The following is a 14,851-nucleotide window of genomic DNA, read 5'->3' on the forward strand; positions in this document are numbered from 1 at the left end:
GCGGGGCGAAACTGAGCAGATGGCGGGTCGGTGCGCCCGGCTAGGGCGTGGCCGACGGGGTGCCACGTTGCTTGGCCGCAGGGAAGAGGCGACAGCCAAGGTCGAGGCCAAGGCTGGTGTTGAGCGCGGTGCCGAAGGAGATCGCTCCTTCATCGGTCCGGTTATGGAAGACGGCGTCGTGTGATCCGGGCGCGTCGTGCAGACGCTGGGGACGCAGGTCGAATCCGTAGCGCTGGGCGATGGTCCCGATGATGGTGAGGGCTTTCTCGTAGTCCGCGTCCGGCAGGTTCCCGGTCACCCCGTGGTCGCCCAGGCTTGCCTGTTCGCCGTCGTTGCCGACGCCGGGGAATCGTGCGCCGCACGCTGCTCACGAGCCGTTGCCAAGCGGCGTCCAGGGCGTCAGTTTGGGGATGGCGGCGGTGAGGGCTTGGCGGAGTTCGGTGTCGAGTTGCTGGTATTGCTGGCGGGCTTGGTCGGTGTCGGGCAGGCGCATCAGTGCGGCCCAGACTTCTGCGGGGTCTCGGTCCACGTTGTCTCCTGGGAAGGGCGATTTCTCGACCCTGCACGCAGTCAGGACTGCAGCGAACAGCCCGGCAATGAGCAGGACTGCTGACCTTGGCTGATCCAGTCGACGGCTCATCCGGGTCTCAGGACTTGGGCTCGGGCGTCCCGTTGGGCCAGACGCACGGCGAACTAGCTCCGATGCTCAGGCGCCCCAGGACCGTTCCCGTCACCGTGCCAGTCAGGCTCATGACGTAGCCGTCACCGTTATGGGCGTTGGCGAATTGGTCGCCCTGCCAGGTGTCGGTTTCGATTGTCCAGCCGTTGTCCGTCCACCACTTTTTTAGCTTTTCGTAGTAGGAACTATTTTGCGCGCGGTCCGGGCCGTCTACCCAGTAGGTGACGCCGACCCTGACTTGACCGGTTTCTTTGTCCGACGAGTCAGTGCAGGACTCTGCGGGAAATACGATTTCGGTCAGCTTGTACCCGACAGGGAAGGAGATCGACGCGGCAGCGTGAACGGCGTCCGCCGCCGCCTGCTTGGCCTGTTCGGACGTGAGGGTTGGCTGCATGGGGGCACCTCCGCAGGCGGTCATTGCGATCAAGACGGCGGCAAGCGTTGCGAGCCTCATCGGCTGCACAGGTTTTTTTTGATAGTTACGAGTCATGGTTTGCTTCCGGCAATTACCTTGCCTATCGACTTGAGTGAGGAAGAGTCTTTGTTCCAGTAGTCGCTGTGGGAGGTGGCGGGGTTTCCGGTGTCAGAATCGAAGGTCTGCCCGCCGAACCAGGGGGTGGTGGGGGCGGGTCCGAGGGGGTCGATTCCGTCGAGCGGGGAGAAGTCGAGGTTGGTGAGTGCGGGGATGGGGTCGGTAGTGGAGGCGGTGGAGTAGATGTGCTGGCCGACTTGGTTTTGAGGAGTTCCGTCGAGGTGGAGCTGATTGGCGTGGTCGACGCCGACTCCGGGGCTGGCGACCATGACGAGGTTGTTGGCGGGCAGGCCGAGGTCTCGGGCGGTTTGGCCGACGACGGTGGTGCCGTAGCTGTGTCCGATGACGGTGGTGTTCACCGGCCCGTGGTGCGCGGCCCCGAGCCCGTCCTGAAAACCGCGCAGCGCGGGTTCGGCTTTGTCGGCGAAGCTCGTGCTGGCCGCGTCCGGGAGGACGCTTTGCGGCGCGTCGTACCCCACCCACGTGATCACCGACGTGGACGGGGAACCCAACTGCGTGGCTTTGGCTGCCATGGCGTCGGAGCGTTCGATGTCGGTGTGCATGCCGTCGTTGAGCCCGGCAGTGGTGCCGGGGACGTAGGTGGCGACGTTGGCGGCGTGGTCGGGATCGCCGATGGCGACGATCGCCTGCCCGGAGTTCGCGGGGTTGATGCCAAGCAGGTAGGCGGGCGGCTGACCGGGCAGGGCCTGGTCGAGCCGGTGTTTGATCTGGTCCATTCCGGCGATCTTGCCGTTGAGCTCGTCGAGTTGCTTTTCCAGCGCGTAGTACTCCTTCTGTTGCTGCGGATCGCTGCGTTTCACCCCGTCGAGCCGGTGGCGGATGTCGTCGCGCTGCCGTTGCAGATCGGCGTAGTCGCGGTCGAGCACGGCCCGGTTCGCGCGGTCGCGGTCGACGGCGGGCAGTCCGTCTATCGCGCCGATCCGGCCGGGGCGGTCGCGGATCAGGATGTCCCGCTCGGCCGGGGAGAGGGTGGCCCACCACGCCGAGGCTTGCGATGGCGTCGCGTTGGGCGGAGGTTCGGGCGCGGTGAGGCCAGGAGCGTTTAATCCGTCGGCGGCCGCGGCGGCGACGGTGGATTCGTTGCCGGTGCCGAACTGGCCGGCGGCTGCTTTGTCCAGGACGGCGGCGAGGTCGCTGTCGATGTCTTCGGCGGTGCGCAGGATCTGCGCGACGTCGTCGGCCAGTTGCTGTTGTGCTCGTGCCCGGTCCTGCGGGTGCAGTTCCGGTGGCGGGTCGCCTGCGTAGACGCAGACGATCGCGCCGTCGGCGGTGATCGCGAACCCGTATTTGCGGGCCAGCTCGTCGGCGTTCTTGATCGCGGCCTGCAGCGCGAGGATCGCGTCGGCGGCCTGCCCGACGGCTTTGCCGATCGCGGCGACTCCGGCGGCGTAGGTGTCCAGGCCCTGCATGTGGGTCTTGTGCTGGGCGGCCGCGCCCTCGGCGGCGGGACCGCTCCAGCCGTCCACCGGGAGCAGTTTGCCGTAGTCGCCGCCCTCGCTGACCAGAACCTGCACCTTCGCCCGCACGGCCGAGCAAACCTCGTCCAGCACGTTCGGGTTCCAGGCGCGCACATCGGCCAGTGACACCATCAGCGCGGCCCCCGCATCGTCGGAGCGACGGGGAACACCCCGGCCGCGCTGTGGTCGCCCTTCTCGTACCGGTCGGCTGCTGCACCAAGATTCTCGCCGAACCGCTGCGCCTGTGCACACCACTGCGCGAAGGTCGACGACAACGCTTCTTGGCAGCCCCCGGCCGCCGCCGCGGCCTTCCCGCCCCGCACCGCAGCCGAGACCCGCCCGACCAGACCGGCGCAATCCGCGCCGCGCAGACCGGCCGTTTTCTCCCCTGCGGACCGCCCCGCCGCTCTCAACGCAGCGGGCACACTCGTGAACCCCATCGGCCTCCCCTTCCCGTAACCGAGAGTCACGTTACGGGCACCGGGGCTCGGAGATCAACGGTGTCTACCCCTCAAACGGGGGGCTCGCCAGCGAACACGCGAAGGCCTATCTAGGCGCAGCTAGATAGAACTACTCAGGAGGAGGAGAAGCGACGCGTGGCACGACCTGATGTGCAGCGCCCAAGGACTCGTGAACGCTAGATCGCCGCCATGCGCGTCGCTCGACCGGCACATTTCACCGGACAACGGAACCGCCCCGCCACGCGCCTGCGAGAGGGAAGCATGCGGACGTGCGGCATGGGGTCGTGGTTATGTGCGGGATCGAAGGGTTAGCAGGGGCGAGAGCTCGATGGCGTTCTGGCCGCCGTGCGGGCGAATCGTCTCCTTGTGTTTCTTCAGGAGCCGACGGATCGTGGCATAGCACGTACTGTGTGCGTCGGTGACTGCCTGTATGGATGCGCCGCCTTCGTAGTCGAGAATGTTCTGTTCGATGTCGAGGTCGGTGCGCTTCACACCCTGTCGGATGGGCGGCAGCACGGCCCCTTCCTGCCGCAGCAATCGCCCGGTCCAGCTCAGCGACAGCCCGTGCTCCCGAGCGATCTCGGTGACCGACTCACCGGCTCGCCAGGATTCGATCATCCGGCGGTTTCGCTTGATCCGTTTCGCGCGCGCCTCGTCCGGCGTTTCCATCCGGTGTTCCTGTCATCGCAGTCTGTTGGATGGGGGCGGTGGTCTTCGGGATAGACCACCGTCCCCCGCACCCCGTCCGGTGGGGGCGCACCCGGTGCCGCAGCGTGTCGAGGGATCACCGCCGCGGTGCCGGGCTGTCTAGATGTCCAAACGGAAGCTTTCGCCGCACTCGCCGCATCGGTGGTCCGTGTGCTTGGCGGTCGCGCCGCAGGCTTTGCAGGCGAGTCGTATCCGGATTGGACGGCGCGGCGGACCAATGCGAGCGAAGCCCGGCGCTCGGCGCAGCCAGTCGGAGAAGAGGAACAGGGGATTGATCCCACATTCGTCGTCGGCGTGGTGGTCGCCGCGATCCACGACGAGTCGAACGGCACCTACGGAACGCCCCGGCTGCACGCCGAACTGCGCCACCGCGGGCGGCGGCACTCCCGCAAGCGCATCGCCCGGCTCCTGCGCGCCGCCGGCCGCGCCGGACGAGCTCCGAAACCGTGGCGCACCACCACCGTCCCCGACCCGGGCGCGCACACTCCGGCCGATCTGATCAAGCGGGACTTCTCCTGCAGCACAAGCGATATCAACACTCGCTGGTGCGGCGATATCACCTACATCCGCACCTGGGAAGGCTGGCTGTATCTGGCCACGGTGATCGACCTCGGTTCCCGCCGCGTTGTCGGCTGGGCCACCGCCGATCACCTGCGCACCGACCTGATCGCCGACGCGCTCAACAACGCCGTTGCCCAGCGCCGACCGGAACCCGGGGTGATCTTCCACTTCGATCGCGGCTGTCAATACACGCCTGCCCAGTTCGGTGCCCTCGCCGACGAGCACGGCGCGCGTTTGTCGGTGGGGCGCAAGGGACAGTGCTGGCCCAACGCCGTCGCCGAATCGTTTTTCGCTACCATCAAAGCGGAATTGCTCGACCGGCGCGGCTGGCCTACCCGGGTTGCCGCGCACAAAGCGATCTTCGGCTACATCGAAGGCTGGTACAACACCCGCCGACTGCACTCCAGCCTCGGCTACCTCAGCCCCAACACCTACGAACCCACCCACCGGATAGCCTGACCGCCTCAACGACCCTGTCCGTCAAAACGGGTCAGCCCCAGTCGGTCAGTGGCAATCCAACTGGACCTGCGCTCAGCGATCCTCGCCGCTCGTGCCGGCGACCCGGTCGAGGCCGACGACTATCTGGGCGAGGTACGCGCGTTCGCGGACGAGTTCCAGCCGCCCGCGGTCCCGTACTACGGCGTCGACGCCAGCACGACGAACATCGTCGTTCACTGGTGCGCGAAGCCGGTCGAGAACTACAACGGCACCGAAGCCGTCCGGCGTGCCTCCGCCGTCGAAGTTACGGACCCGCGTCGACCGGAACGGGTCGGGCACCACCACATCGACATGGCGCGCGCATGGATGCTCCATGGTGACCGAGAGCGCACTCTCGCAAAGTTGAACGCGGCCAGGGAAGTCGCACCGAACGCGACCCGTCACCACCCATCGGTCACCGAGACGGTGCGGGCGCTCGCCGCTTCCGAGCGGCGCACCACCGCGACTCCGGCTGGGTTCGCGCGATGGGCAGGCGTTCGGCTCTGACCAGAGCTAACCCGGTCGGTTGGCGGCGAGCAGTGACCGCGCGGACGCCACCTCGTACTCGGTGCAGCCAGTCCCCCCGCTGGTCGAGGTACGGCGTGTACGCCGAGCCGAGCAGTCGCGAGCCGCAGTCGGCGACCGGTTCCAGCACGTCGCCGTAGGCTTGCATGGTGCGGTCGCCGTACTTGGCGTATTGCCGCGTATGAACCCACTCGTGGTTGATCACGTCGATCATGTGCGAGCACGGAACCCGCGGGGAAATGCGCACCTGCATCGTGCCGTGCAGGTCGACCACGCCCCACAGATTGTCGGGCGGCTCGGCGATCGTCCAGGTGAAGCCGCCGCGACCGAGCTCGTCGAGCCGCCGGTTCATCACCGTGGCCTGGTCGCACGTCGGCGCTTTGCGATCGGTCGGCCTCAACCCGGCCGACCGTGCGACCGGGTCGACCGGTGGCGCGAAGCTGGTCAGACCGAATGCAACGACCAGGGTTGCCAGCAGCGCCCCGATCGATCGCGAGGTGAAGCATCTCGGTCTGTCGGAGTCGTCCCCCACGGTGTCCCCCTCGTCATGGTCCGGCAAAGGGGATCGCAGAGCGAAGCGGACCTGTTACGCGGGAAGCCGCGGGAGGTGCGGACCGTGTGCGGAGAGGTACGGTCGGGGGCCGAACCGTCACGCGCTGAATTCAGACAGTTTTCTGACTCTTGAGGCTTCCCGGTTCGAACCTTCTTGATCGAAATAGGATCTGACCTGCGGATGTGTGCCCCCGGCAGGATTCGAACCTGCGACACCGGCTTTAGGAGAGCCGTGCTCTATCCCCTGAGCTACGAGGGCCGTCGCGTGCTGCTGGCTACATCCTAGCGGGGCCCGTGGGCGGTGAAGTCAGGTACGCCAGTGCCATCTCCGCCGCTTCCTCCGCCCATGTCTCCCACGGGCGGTCGTCTGGCCAGAATCTGCTGGTCGCGGCGCGGTGGACGCATGCGCCGATGATCGTTCTGGCGGCCATTTTCAGGTTCTCGACGTCGGCCGAGGACAGCGGCAGGGCTTCCAGCAGGGCGTCTTGGATCGCGGACAGGGCGGCCAGGCCGCGGTCTCGGCCGTCGGAGCGTTGGGCGTCCAGTAGTTCCGGGAAGATCCCGTCGTGTTCTTCGAAGGTCTGTGCCAGGGCTGCCACGAAGGCGGTGAAGATCGAGCGCAGGTCCGGGGGCGCTGAGCGGAGGGCGTCTCGGACGCTGGTTTCCAGCTGGGTCAGCAAGCGGTCCTTCACGGCGTGCAGCAGCTGTTCCTTGCCGTCGAAGCGGCGGTAGATCGTGCCGACCGACATGCCTGCCTGCGAGGCCACCGCGGCGACAGTAAACGACTCCAGGCCCTGCTCGGCCAGGACTTGTTCGGCTGCGGTCAGGAGTCTCTGCAGCGCGGCGCGGCTGCGGGCTTGTTGCGGCGGGCGGAAGCCCTCGCTGGTCTCGCTCACTCGCGGCACGTTACTGGTAGCGTCGCGGATATGCGAATGATAATTCCCGTTCGCATCTAGGAGGGGGAGCCATGGTCAGCATCGAGGTGCGCAACGCCTACGTCGACTTTCCGATCTTCGACGCCAAGACCCGGTCGTTGAAGAAGCGGGTGCTCGGGAAGGTCGGCGGGACCATCGCCGACGGGGCAAGGGTGCCGGTGATCGAGGCGTTGCGGGACGTGTCGTTCCGGCTTGGCGAGGGCGATCGGGTCGGGCTGGTGGGGCACAACGGGGCCGGCAAATCCACGTTGCTGCGGTTGCTGTCCGGGATTTACGAGCCGACGCGCGGCGCACTGAAGGTCGTGGGGCGGGTCGCGCCGGTGTTCGATCTGGGGGTTGGGCTGGATCCGGAGGTGTCCGGACGCGAGAACATCCTGATCCAGGGGCTCTTTCTCGGGATGAGCCGGCGGCAGATGACGAAACGGGTCGATGACATCGCGGAGTTCACTGAGCTCGGCGACTATCTCGAACTGCCGTTGCGCACCTACTCGGCCGGGATGCGGGTGCGGCTCGCGCTCGGGGTGGTGACCACGATCGATCCGGAGATCCTGCTGCTCGACGAGGGGCTCGGCGCGGTCGACGCGGCGTTTCTCGCCAAGGCGCGCGATCGGCTCAAGGACCTGGTGCGGCGGTCCGGGATCCTGGTGTTCGCGAATCATTCCGACGAACTGCTCGCGGAGTTTTGCGATACCGCGTTGTGGATGGACGAGGGGCACGTGAAGCAGCACGGTTCGCTGTCCGAGGTGCTGAGTGCTTACAGCGGGAAGGCCGCGGTTTAGAGCGGCAGCAACGATCCACTGCGCTTCACCGTGCGGACCACGGGGGCGGTTTCCATTTGCTGGATCCCGTCGAGCGCTCCGACGCGTTCGGTTAGGTATTCGTACAGGTGCGTCGCGTTGCGGCAGGCGATCGCGGCGACCAGGTTCGCCGGGCCGGTGGTGACTGCGGCGAATTGCACCTCTTCGTGTTCCGCCAAGGCACTTGCCACCGAGGTGACGGCTGAGGGGCGGACGATCATCCACAGTCGCGCTTCTGCCTGACAGCCCAAGGCGCGCAGGGAAATGTCCAGCTGATACGACAGCACCCCGGCTCGGCGGAGGGTTTCGATCCGGCGCTTCACGGTCGACTCGGACAGGCCCGACGCGGCGGCCAGTTCGCCGTAGCTGGCGCGGCCGTCGTCGGCCAGGACTTGCACTAACTGCCGGTCGGCGTCGTCGAAGGTGGTCTCCTCGGCGGAGTCGACCGGGACTTGCAGCGCGGCGATCTGCTCGTCGGACAAGGCCGACCATCGGCCTAGGCGCGTGAACCCGTGCAACATCTGGTGTGCGGACACGGACGTGATCCGGCTGCTCCGCGGGAGTTTGTCCAGCAGCAGCACGTCGGGTTCATCCACAATGGACGACTGTGTCGTGCACGCGATTTCCGTGCCGCCGGACAGCAAATGGACCCAAAACGTATCCGGGCGCTTGGCGAGCGCCGTCGCGATCGGGAGGCCGGACGCGGGCGCGCAGGCGAATCGGACCGTCCACAGTGCGTACCCGAGTCTCGCGCTCGCGACCGCGCCTACTACCCGGAGCACCCCGGCCTGTCGCAACCGCCGGTAGCGCCTGCCGATGGTGTTCTCCGAAACGCCGAGCACGTCGGCGATCCGCGCGAAAGCGGCGCGGCCGTCGAGATCCAGCGCGTGGATCAGCTGGCGGTCCACGGAGTCCAGCGTGACGGGTTTCATCACTCCACGGTAGTTGATGACGGGATCCGCCACCAAAGGCCAGTTTGCTTGAGGCACGCCGACAGCGTGAGCACTCTTCAGGGAATGAGAAAGGGAGCTGTGATGCGCAAATGGGGGCCGTTGGCGGCGATCTGCCTCGGGTCGTTCATGTTGATCCTCGACACCACCGTGGTGACGGTTGCGTTGCCGGAGATGGCGCGCGGGCTGGGAGCGTCGCTGGCCAGCCTGCAATGGGTGGTCAACAGCTACACCTTGGTGCTCGCCGTTCTCGCGTTGAGTGCGGGCGCGATCGGCGACATCGTAGGACAGCGTCGGGTGTTCGTCGGTTCGGTCGCGTTGTTCGCGGTGGCGTCGCTGGGATGCGCGCTCTCACCGAATGTCGGCGTGCTGATTGGCGCGCGGGCGGTGCAAGGGATCGGCGGCGCGGCGATGATGGTGGCTGCGATGTCGTTGCTGGGAGCCAATTACGCGGGCAAGGAGCGAGGTGCCGCGTTCGGGACGTGGACGGCGGTGCTCGGTGGCGCTGGTGCGGCGGGCCCGTTTCTCGGTGGCGTTTTGACGCAGTGGGCGGGGTGGCAGGCGATATTCTTTCTCAATTTGCCGTTGAGCGTGCTGACTCTGCTGCTGACCCGGAAGTATCTGGCCGAGGCACCGAAACGACCGGCTGGCACCCGGATCGACTTCGGTGGCATGCTGGCTTTCGGAGTCGGTTCGGGTGCGGTGATCTACGCGTTGATCCAGCATGCGTGGCCGGTGTTCGCTCTCGCGGCCGTGGCGTTGACAGGTTTCGTTGTGGTCGAGCGACGAGTGAAGCACCCGATGCTCGATCTCGCACTGTTCCGCCGGGCATCATTCGTGACAGTGCTGGTCGTGGTTGTCGCGAGTTCTTTCGTATTCGCCTGCCTGGTTTACGTGTCGATCTGGCTGCAAACCGCGGTACACCTCAGCCCGACCGAGGCTGGGCTTGCGCTGATTCCGTTGGCGGCAACGTCTTTTCTCGCCTCGATCCTGATCGGCAAGCGGCTGCACGCGGTTTCGCCGGGCATCGTGCTCGGGCTCGGGGCCCTGCTGGCGGCTGCGGGCTGCGGCCTGGAGTGGATGCTGCTCGACCGCGATTCGACGTGGCTCAGCCTGCTGCCCGGGCTGATCGTGACCGGCGCTGGGATGGGGATCGCCGGACCTGCGGGCAGCACCGCGATTCTCAGCGCGGTTCCTGGGGACCGCGCGGGGATGGCGTCCGGTGCCATGGCTACGTTCCGGCAGCTCGGCCAGACGCTCGGCGTCGCCGTGCTCGGGCTGGTTTACGCCGCCGACCTCGGCGACGTCTTCCTGGTCACCGCCGGGCTCAGTCTCGTCGCCGCCGTGCTCAGCTGCCTTGTGCTGCCTCGAAACAATGCCGGTGCGCCGTCGCGAACTCGCGGAAGTTCCGTGGCCGCTGGCCGGTGATGTCCTCGACTGTGGACGTCACGGTTTCCGCGCCGCCGTCCAGGTACGTATTGCACACCTCGACCAGCGCCTTGGCGTGGAACGAGGACATGCCGGCTTCGGCCAGCGCGGAAAGTGCTTGCTCGTTCGACATTCCGCGGTACGTGATCGGACGGCCGAGCACTTCGGACAGCACTGCCGCGGCCTCGTCATACGTCAGCGCTTCGGGACCGCTGAGCGCGTACGCTTTGCCTGCGCGACCGTCCTCGGTCAGTGCCCGAAACGCTACGCGGGCAATGTCTTCGGCGTCCACGAAGGCGATCGGACCGCGGATCAGCGGGCTGGCGAAGAAATTCCCCGACCGGATGGTTCCGGCCCAGTTTCCCGAGAACGCCTGGAGATAGAAGTTCGCCCGGAGGAAGGTCCAGGACAGCGGCGAGGTTTCCAGCATCCGCTCGACCGGACGGTGCAGCCGGGCAATCGGGGTGAGTTCCTCGTCCGCCCGCCACAGCGACTGTTTCACCACGTGCGAGACCCCGGCGGACACGGCGGCTTCGACCACATTGGACTCGTTGCCGGTCTGTCCGGGGCTCATCGCGCCCAGCAGGAAAACCTTCGACACCCCGGCCAGCGCCGGTTGCACGCTGGCCGGATCGGACATTTCGACGGTGACCGCGTCGATTCCGTCCGCGGCGGCCTTCTGCGCCTTCTCCGCGGAATGGTACGCGGCCCGGAACGGAACATCGGCCTCGCGCAACTGCTTGACCAGCGCCGATCCCACGTTGCCGCTCGCACCCGTCACCAGGATCATGCGCTCCGCCTTCGCGCGTCGGGGGCGTGTAGGCGATTCAGTGTAGTGGATCAGCGGACGGCTATCCGGCGTTCGCTTCCGCTCGCCGCTGCACGAGTTCCTCGACCGCGGACGGCAGCGTGGTGTCGAAGTCGATGAGCTTCGCCCAAGTCGGCGTGACGACGATGCGGACCATGCCGTCCGCGTACAGGGAGCGGACTTCGGCTTCCCATTCGACGCGCTGTTCCGCCGTCATCTCGTAGGTGCCGTTGATCTGGAGGAACTCGTCGGGGATGTGGTCGACGTAGTCGAGTTCGGCGCGGCCGCGGACGAGCAGGATCTTCGGCGGGTGCGACTCGGTGTCGATGGTCAGCGCGACCATCGGGTTCGCCCGCAGCGCAGGCAGTTTCGGCGCGTTCTTGGTGGTGCACAGGACGACCTCGGTGCCGTTCCAGGTAAACGAGATCGGGACGCTGCGCGGGGTGCCGTCCTTCGCCACGTAGGCGAGCCGGGTGATGTCGCGGGCGAGCAGTTCACGGCTGAGCGGGCGGTTCAGGACTTCGGCGACTTCCTGCGGTTCCATCGTGGTCTCCTTCTCGGCTTCGGTCAGGTGCTGCGGGGACGGAGCCCGGACGGCGTTCTCGACATTACCTCGACTGTGATCTGGGTCACTTTGATAACTACAACACTTGTACAACTGCTTGACAGTTATCTGGCGGAGGGCGTTGAGTACTCCGCGAGCCGGGAAACGTGATCGGCCCGGGAAGCGGGGCCGGAGGGAGTGCTTGACATGACCACCGCCGCCCTTGAGTTAACTCTGCGTGAGCTTCGTTCTCAGCGTGTACACAGCGTGTGTGCAGAAGAGTGGTCAACCATGACGCCCTGGCACCGGAAGGCCTGATGACCGACCCTCACGACAGACGTGCCGCCGCGTCCCGAAGTGCGGCGGCGCGTGGTGTCGCTGCCCGTGCCGCGGCCCGGCGGCGGCGGGTCACCGGCCGGGTCGCGCTGGCGCTCGCGGCCGCGTTGACGCTCTCGCTGACCGGCTACGGCTGGGCGGCCTACCACGGCGTCGTGTCCGGACTGCAGGTTTCCGACGTGCTCGACGGGCAGTCGACCTCCAGCGGCGGCGACACCAACATCCTCGTCATGGGCCTCGATTCGCGGCTCGACGAGAACGGCAACCCGCTGCCGAAGGACATCTACAACTCGCTGCACGCCGGGGATCAGCAGGACGGCGGCTACAACGCGAATGTGCTGATGCTGCTGCACGTTCCCGGCGACGGCGGCAGGGCGACGTCGATCTCGATCCCGCGCGACGATTACGTTCCGCTGGCGGGCTGTCCGGACAACGTGTGCCAGGGCAAGATCAAACAGGCCTACGGGCTGGCGTTCGACGAAAAGGCCAAACAGCTCGTCTCGCAGAATGTCACCGACAAATCCCAGCGCGAGCAGCAAGCCCGGGACGCGGGCCGCCGGGCGGAAATCGACACCGTGCGGAAATTCCTCGGCGGCGTCCCGATCGACCATTTCGTCGAGGTCACCCTCGTGGCGTTCTTCGAGATCGCCCAGGTAGTCCAGCCGATCACGGTGTGCCTCAACGAGGACACCCAGGACAGCTATTCGGGCGCGAATTTCCACGCCGGCCAGCAGGAGATCAGCGCCGAACAGGCCGTCGAATTCGTCCGGCAGCGCCGCGACAACGTGCATCCGGCGCTCAATTTCACCGATCTCGACCGCGAACGCAGACAACAGGCGTTCATCTCTTCGCTGGCCTATCAGCTCAAACAGGGCGGTACCTTCACGAATCCGGCGAAACTCCAAGGGATCCTGGATGTCGCGAAGCAGAACACCGCGGTCGACAGCGGGCTGGACCTGCTCGCGCTCGCGAAACAAGCGTCCAGCCTGACCGGCGGGAATGTCAGTTTCGTTACCCTTCCGGTCGACCATTTCGGCAAGAGCCCGTCCGGCGAAGACGTCAACTTCGTTAATACCGGGCAAATCCAGTCCCTGGTCGCGCAACTGCTCAGCGGCGCTCCGGTGCCGACACCGGCCGCGTATGTGCGCCCGATGACGCACAGCAGCGGCGTTCCCGCTCCCCCGCCGGCGTTGAGCGGTGGCGGAATCCCTTGTGTGAAATAGCTTCAGCGGCGAATGCCCGCGCGCCGCACTATCCGATGAAGACGGTTAGGGCATAATTGGCCCGGCGCGTTCCTTCCGCGCGCCGGAAAATCGGCGGACGGCGGTGCGCGAGTGGCTACGACACGGAACAGACGAACCCGGGTTCCGGTCGCGATCGTCGGCTGGCTCTCCCGGCCGCTGGCGTCGTTCCACCTCGTCCTCGCGCTGTGCGGCCTGCTCACGCTGCTCGGCGTCATCATGGTGCTGTCGGCGTCCTCCGCGCAGCCGGGCGGCGTGTACAGCACGTTCCAGAAGCACGTCATCTTCGTCCTCATCGGCCTGGTCGCGCTGTGGGCCGGGCTGCGGATTCCGTTGCGGCGGATCAGATCCCTCTCGCCGATGCTGATGCTCGTGACGCTGGCGATGCTCACGCTCGTGCTCACCCCGCTCGGCGCGAAGGTGAACGGGGCGCAGCGGTGGTTCGCGCTGGGACCGCTGACGCTGCAACCGGTCGAGGTCGCGAAGGTCGCGCTGACCCTGTGGGGCGCGCACATTCTCGTCGTGAAAGCCCGGCTGCTGCACCACTGGCGGCACCTGCTGGTGCCGCTGGTGCCGGTCGCGCTGCTGATGTTCGCGCTGGTGATGGCGCAGCCGAACCTCAGCGGGACGATCTCGCTCGGCATCGTGCTGCTTGCGCTGCTGTGGTTCTCCGGCGCGCCGGGACGGCTCTTCGCCGCGCTTCTGGCCGGCGGCGTCGGCGGGTTCGTGGTGCTCGCGCTGGTCGCGGACTACCGGCTCGCGCGCGTGCTGTCGTTCCTCTCCCCCGACGCGGACACCTCCGGTGCCGGATACCAAGCGGTGCAGGCGCAGTACGCCCTCGCCGAGGGCGGGTTGTTCGGGGTCGGGCTCGGACAGGGCGCGTCGAAGTGGAAGTACCTGCCGAACGTGCAGAACGACTTCATTTTCGCGCTGATCGGCGAGGAACTCGGTTTCCTCGGCTGCGCGGTGGTGCTGCTGCTGTTCGGCGGGCTCGCGCTGGTCGGCCTGCGGATCGCGACGCGCAACCTCGACCCGTGGATCCGCATCGTCGCCGCGACGATCACCGTGCTGCTGGTGGCGCAGGCGGCGGTCAACATCGGGTACGTGGTGAACGCGCTGCCGGTCACCGGGGTGACGCTGCCGCTGGTGTCGTACGGCGGGACGTCGCTGATCGTGACGATGTTCCTGTTCGGCGTGCTCGCCAGTTGCGCCCGGCACGAACCCGCGGCGGTGGCGGACTTGAACCATCTCGGGCCGGGCAAGATCGGGCGGATCCTGCGGCTGCCGGTGCCGGAGCCGTACCGGCCGGTCCGGACGCCGGGGAAATCGACTCGCGCACGGCGGCCGGCCGCGGCGCCCCAACGGCGGAGGCCGCCGGAGCTGACGGACGGGCAGCGGGCGAAACGTTAGGGCAGCGCCCGGAGGTCCTGGACCTCCGGTGCGGGGATCGAGCGGGACAGGTATCTCTCGTCCAACGGCCGGACCCGCGCACGCAGCTCGCGGGAAGCGTTGCGCGGCAATCGATGCAACGCCTGGCCTAACCGGGCCCGCGCGGACACTGGATCAGTCGCCGGACCGTACTCGCCGTAGTACGGAACGTGGTCTTCCGGCGGGTGCCGGTCCAGCTCCCGGTACGAGGCATGGACGAGCCGCGTCCACACGGCGAGTGCCTCGGCGATCCCGCCGGGGTAAAGGTGCGTTCGTTCGTAGTGCGCGATTGCCCGAAGCGTCGAAGAGGAAACGCACGGAACCTGCGCGTACGGCGGACCAGGCTGAGGGTAGGGCGACTCGCGGACCCGGAGCTGCGACGGGCGCCTACTCGGCATGGCCCTTTCTGAT

General features: G+C 67.0%; 17 protein-coding genes, 1 tRNA gene and 1 pseudogene. 5 read left to right on the forward strand and 14 right to left on the reverse strand.

The window, feature by feature from the left end:
- Positions 1-40: 40 nt before the first annotated feature.
- The 6 genes and pseudogenes from WA670_RS35700 to WA670_RS35725 all read right to left on the reverse strand — a co-directional run.
- Positions 41-337 (reverse strand): annotated as a pseudogene (locus tag WA670_RS35700) (LppA family lipoprotein); the annotation flags it as partial.
- Between the two features lie 30 nt (positions 338-367).
- A complete protein-coding gene (locus WA670_RS35705; RefSeq protein WP_336160652.1) occupies positions 368-529 on the reverse strand; it encodes an LppA family lipoprotein in 162 nt (53 codons plus the stop codon).
- Positions 530-647: 118 nt separating this feature from the next.
- Positions 648-1,169 carry a hypothetical protein gene (locus tag WA670_RS35710; RefSeq protein ID WP_200864272.1) on the reverse strand — a complete coding sequence of 174 codons (522 nt, stop codon included), beginning with the start codon at positions 1,167-1,169 and terminating at the stop codon, positions 648-650.
- On the reverse strand, positions 1,166-2,821 hold the full coding sequence (locus WA670_RS35715; protein ID WP_037811087.1) for an alpha/beta hydrolase: 1,656 nt from the start codon (positions 2,819-2,821) through the stop codon (positions 1,166-1,168). Before WA670_RS35715 ends, WA670_RS35710 begins: the two co-directional genes overlap by 4 nt.
- Complete coding sequence (locus tag WA670_RS35720) at positions 2,821-3,129, reverse strand: type VII secretion target (protein ID WP_037811085.1); 309 nt, start codon at positions 3,127-3,129, stop codon at positions 2,821-2,823. The genes WA670_RS35715 and WA670_RS35720 overlap by 1 nt, the downstream gene beginning before the upstream one ends.
- Before the next feature lie 309 nt (positions 3,130-3,438).
- Positions 3,439-3,819 (reverse strand): hypothetical protein, encoded by a 381-nt coding sequence (locus WA670_RS35725; RefSeq protein ID WP_037811083.1) that lies wholly within the window; start codon positions 3,817-3,819, stop codon positions 3,439-3,441.
- A gap of 189 nt (positions 3,820-4,008) precedes the next feature.
- Here WA670_RS35725 and WA670_RS35730 point away from each other — a divergent pair, with 189 nt between their 5' ends.
- Complete coding sequence (locus WA670_RS35730) at positions 4,009-4,878, forward strand: IS3 family transposase (RefSeq protein ID WP_081684799.1); 870 nt, start codon at positions 4,009-4,011, stop codon at positions 4,876-4,878.
- A 72-nt stretch (positions 4,879-4,950) separates the two neighbouring features.
- Here WA670_RS35730 and WA670_RS35735 read toward each other — a convergent pair whose 3' ends face one another.
- The 4 genes from WA670_RS35735 to WA670_RS35750 all read right to left on the reverse strand — a co-directional run bounded on the left by WA670_RS35735 (position 4,951) and on the right by WA670_RS35750 (position 6,869).
- A complete protein-coding gene (locus WA670_RS35735) occupies positions 4,951-5,196 on the reverse strand; it encodes a hypothetical protein (protein WP_167754140.1) in 246 nt (81 codons plus the stop codon).
- A 115-nt stretch (positions 5,197-5,311) separates the two neighbouring features.
- Entirely contained in the window at positions 5,312-5,821 is a 510-nt protein-coding gene (locus tag WA670_RS35740) for a hypothetical protein (RefSeq protein WP_134665210.1), read from the reverse strand.
- Between the two features lie 338 nt (positions 5,822-6,159).
- Positions 6,160-6,232, reverse strand: a tRNA-Arg gene (locus tag WA670_RS35745).
- 16 nt (positions 6,233-6,248) lie between these two features.
- On the reverse strand, positions 6,249-6,869 hold the full coding sequence (locus WA670_RS35750; RefSeq protein ID WP_336160657.1) for a TetR/AcrR family transcriptional regulator: 621 nt from the start codon (positions 6,867-6,869) through the stop codon (positions 6,249-6,251).
- A 71-nt stretch (positions 6,870-6,940) separates the two neighbouring features.
- Here WA670_RS35750 and wzt point away from each other — a divergent pair, with 71 nt between their 5' ends.
- Entirely contained in the window at positions 6,941-7,687 is a 747-nt protein-coding gene (gene wzt, locus WA670_RS35755; protein ID WP_037811079.1) for a galactan export ABC transporter ATP-binding subunit Wzt/RfbE, read from the forward strand.
- On the opposite strand, the gene WA670_RS35760 is transcribed toward wzt, so the two are convergent.
- Positions 7,684-8,637, reverse strand: coding sequence for an Lrp/AsnC family transcriptional regulator (locus WA670_RS35760; RefSeq protein WP_336160659.1), 954 nt, complete (start codon positions 8,635-8,637; stop codon positions 7,684-7,686). The two genes, wzt and WA670_RS35760, sit on opposite strands and share 4 nt — an antisense overlap.
- Before the next feature lie 102 nt (positions 8,638-8,739).
- Between WA670_RS35760 and WA670_RS35765 the strand changes: the two genes are divergently transcribed.
- A complete protein-coding gene (locus WA670_RS35765; protein WP_336160660.1) occupies positions 8,740-10,083 on the forward strand; it encodes an MFS transporter in 1,344 nt (447 codons plus the stop codon).
- Here the strand turns inward: WA670_RS35765 and WA670_RS35770 are convergent.
- A complete protein-coding gene (locus tag WA670_RS35770) occupies positions 10,004-10,873 on the reverse strand; it encodes an SDR family oxidoreductase (protein WP_336160662.1) in 870 nt (289 codons plus the stop codon). The two genes, WA670_RS35765 and WA670_RS35770, sit on opposite strands and share 80 nt — an antisense overlap.
- Before the next feature lie 61 nt (positions 10,874-10,934).
- A complete protein-coding gene (locus tag WA670_RS35775; protein WP_043830726.1) occupies positions 10,935-11,435 on the reverse strand; it encodes a pyridoxamine 5'-phosphate oxidase family protein in 501 nt (166 codons plus the stop codon).
- A gap of 317 nt (positions 11,436-11,752) precedes the next feature.
- On the opposite strand from WA670_RS35775, the gene WA670_RS35780 reads away from it, so the two are divergent.
- Both WA670_RS35780 and ftsW read left to right on the forward strand, forming a co-directional pair.
- Positions 11,753-12,994: an LCP family protein gene (locus tag WA670_RS35780; RefSeq protein WP_336160665.1), complete on the forward strand. Its 1,242-nt coding sequence runs from the start codon at positions 11,753-11,755 to the stop codon at positions 12,992-12,994.
- Between the two features lie 111 nt (positions 12,995-13,105).
- Complete coding sequence (ftsW, locus tag WA670_RS35785) at positions 13,106-14,422, forward strand: putative lipid II flippase FtsW (RefSeq protein WP_336160667.1); 1,317 nt, start codon at positions 13,106-13,108, stop codon at positions 14,420-14,422.
- Here the strand turns inward: ftsW and WA670_RS35790 are convergent.
- The gene (locus tag WA670_RS35790; RefSeq protein ID WP_336160668.1) at positions 14,419-14,838 is read right to left on the reverse strand and encodes a hypothetical protein; all 420 of its coding nucleotides are present in this window, start codon (positions 14,836-14,838) and stop codon (positions 14,419-14,421) included. The genes ftsW and WA670_RS35790 overlap by 4 nt on opposite strands.
- Positions 14,839-14,851 lie beyond the last annotated feature (13 nt).

This window comes from Amycolatopsis sp. VC5-11 (assembly GCF_037034185.1).
GTDB classification, from domain to species: domain Bacteria; phylum Actinomycetota; class Actinomycetes; order Mycobacteriales; family Pseudonocardiaceae; genus Amycolatopsis; species Amycolatopsis nivea.